Annotated in this window: 2 protein-coding genes; one reads left to right on the plus strand and one right to left on the minus strand. The window is 35.4% G+C overall.

The genetic code is table 11. The features are described 5' to 3' along the window. On the plus strand, positions 1–495 hold a 495-nt coding region (locus PAT01_RS20155; RefSeq protein WP_186807316.1), incomplete at its 5' end, for a Cthe_2314 family HEPN domain-containing protein. Between the two features lie 432 nt (positions 496–927). Here the strand turns inward: PAT01_RS20155 and PAT01_RS19810 are convergent. Continuing rightward, positions 928–1,590 (minus strand): hypothetical protein, encoded by a 663-nt coding sequence (locus PAT01_RS19810; protein ID WP_154946051.1) that lies wholly within the window; start codon positions 1,588–1,590, stop codon positions 928–930. Positions 1,591–2,564 lie beyond the last annotated feature (974 nt).

The raw sequence follows: 2,564 nt of genomic DNA on the forward strand, positions 1-2,564 counted from the left end.
TTTAAAGATTCAAATTATGAATTATCGGAGCATTATTCTTTTCATGCTGAAAACTTTCTATTAAGACTAACCAGTGTTGTTGACAGGTGCCACCTATTAGCAGGTACAACAGTGCTTTTGGATAAAAGTAAAATGGAGAGAGCGGGAGGAAATAGATATGTTTTAGACCTCCTAAAAAAAGATTATCCGCAGGCGGCTGAAACAATAAAGAAGTTAAATGATTCGGTATCGCAATTAAGGTGTTCGCGAAATAAAGTAGCCCATCAAGAGGGCTATTCGAACAAAAATCTTATTGTTATTCAAGCTATGGAAGGTCCTTCAGATGAATTTTCATCCGAAATAGAAAAAGTGATGTCAATGGAAAACATAAAAAAGATAGTGCGTGAAGACATAGCTTCTAATTTTCAGCCAATAGTACCAGTCATGAATAATTTAGTGACAAACCTAATTAACAGCTTTGCAGTTATTTATAAAAGCATAGTGAAAGACAGATAACATGCACGTGCAAGCGACTGTATTTTACGCCGCTTGATGAGGGCGTTGAGGCTGTAGAATTACTATTTTTAAAGAAAATCAGTCCGTTTTATGGGTTCCAAATGCATTACCTAATGCTTTAAAAACGCTTAGAGTTAATTATAGGAGCTCGTTTTTAATTGAATTTGGCTGTTGGAGTTATTCTACAGTCTCGTTACCTGCACCTGTTTATTCACATAGAAGACTCTCAATTCTAATTGACAATTGTGAATGTCAATCTCTTTTTAAATCAATTGCTTGGTTTTTTTTGAAGGTTAGAGCTTATTACTTTATCAATATGGTTTTGCATAACTTGTTTGAACTCTTTAAAAATGATAATAGCAGCTAAACAGAAATCTAAAATCATACCTATCTAACTGCTATTTATTTGAATCTTAAAACTAATTCTTAAAACTAGTTATGACACACTAATTGGTATGTATGAATTTCTTTTTTGCTGGTACCCCATTTTAATGACCATAGCTCGCTGTTATCAACTGGGCAACTTGAAATGTAGTTGACGATGTCATTAGCCTTCTTTGTACTGTCACGGACATCTGATGCAATTGATAAGATCGTAACTTCGGAATGCTTTAAAGCGTATTCAACCTCTCTTCCACTAACTGCACTTCCTTCTCCGGTCGTAAGAATTACAGCTGTATAATGTGATTTTGCAATAGTCTTTTTTAAAGTATCAATTTCTGAGTACATCCAATCGTAGTATGTATTTGCAAGTGAAATTTCGGAGTTTGGAATATCTTCAGCAGAAATAAGCTTTCCAAATTTGAAAGATGAATTTAACATTGAATTTTTCAGCGCTTGCATGATTTCCATTGGCACATTTGGAGTGGTGTCGTAACCACGCACCTTGTGGCCATATTTCTGGGCTTTTTGAGATGTAACAATTAACACTTTATGGTGTATTTGCGAAAGTTTATCTGCTAGCTCTTGGACAACACGTGATTCACCTGATCCCCCTTTGGTTCTTAGGACACTCATATATATAACTGGTGCAAGATCGGTAAATTTATTTGCTAAGGTTTTGAGATTAGGTAATTTTTGTTTTGGTGTAGGCATGAAATCCTCTTTATTAATTTAAAGACAGGATACAAGAGCCTAGAATTGATACTAAAAAGTAGCTACCCCTTTAAAAAAAGGAGTCCTAGGTCTCTTTAGTATCGAAATCTGAATTGTAAGTTACTACAAGCTATTAGAGCTTGAGTTTATACATTAATTGAAAGAGGCCTTTTCATCAAGGTTTATTTGGCTTGTGCTCCTAGTCCAGTGTTAAATAAAACTCGGTATAGCTAATAAAAAATAGTTGTACAACGATTTCAACACACATAGCTTGGTGGCAAACAGTGGGATTTGGTAGTAAGTGGATGCAGGTTAGCTTTGGGTGTACCAAAAACATTTGATTTATGCCACGATACTTACTGTAAGGCATGTTGGTAGTAACTTAGTAAACTTAATTGTTAGTAACGCCTATCTGCGATGCCTCATTTACTAAAAGTCTATATCCAAACTGGAGGGAGATTATTAACATTGCCCAATCAGATCCAACTTTTTATTGCGACTCATCTCACTGCTGCTGTAGGTAGATCCCCTTGTTGATATTCAATGCTCGAATATCAGCTGCTTTAAGCAGCACAGCATTTGCACTCTCATGGGCAAGCGTCTCTTATCCTACCATCCCCATGACAGCCCGTTTGTTCTGAGACGTATCTGGCTCAGAACCGGAAGGCTAAATATTATGAGGTTATTTTTCTCAAATCTCATTCTTGCTTTTGATTATACGAATATAAGCATAGAGCTCAAGGGGTTAATTTGCTTAAAAATATGTTGTTATTTGTTTTTCCCTGTTACGCAGGAGATTTTGCAAAATTAAAAATATTGGTTAGTTTTTTAATTTAAGTAGTTTAAGAGTTGTTGTATCTGATGGACTAATACTTACTAGTATAGTCAGCCACCTAAAAGGTAGCTGACTTACAATCTGGCTATGTATTTACTCTAGACCATTCTTCCTTAGCTTTAGCCCTCTGAGCATCAAT

Origin of the sequence: Pseudoalteromonas atlantica (genome assembly GCA_007988745.1) — a bacterium.
GTDB lineage: Bacteria > Pseudomonadota > Gammaproteobacteria > Enterobacterales > Alteromonadaceae > Pseudoalteromonas > Pseudoalteromonas atlantica.

What these genes read in the sequence shown, in the direction of transcription:
- PAT01_RS19810 (WP_154946051.1), bottom strand. Translation starts at nt 1,590, where the DNA reads ATGCCTACACCAAAACAAAAATTACCTAATCTCAAAACCTTAGCAAAT.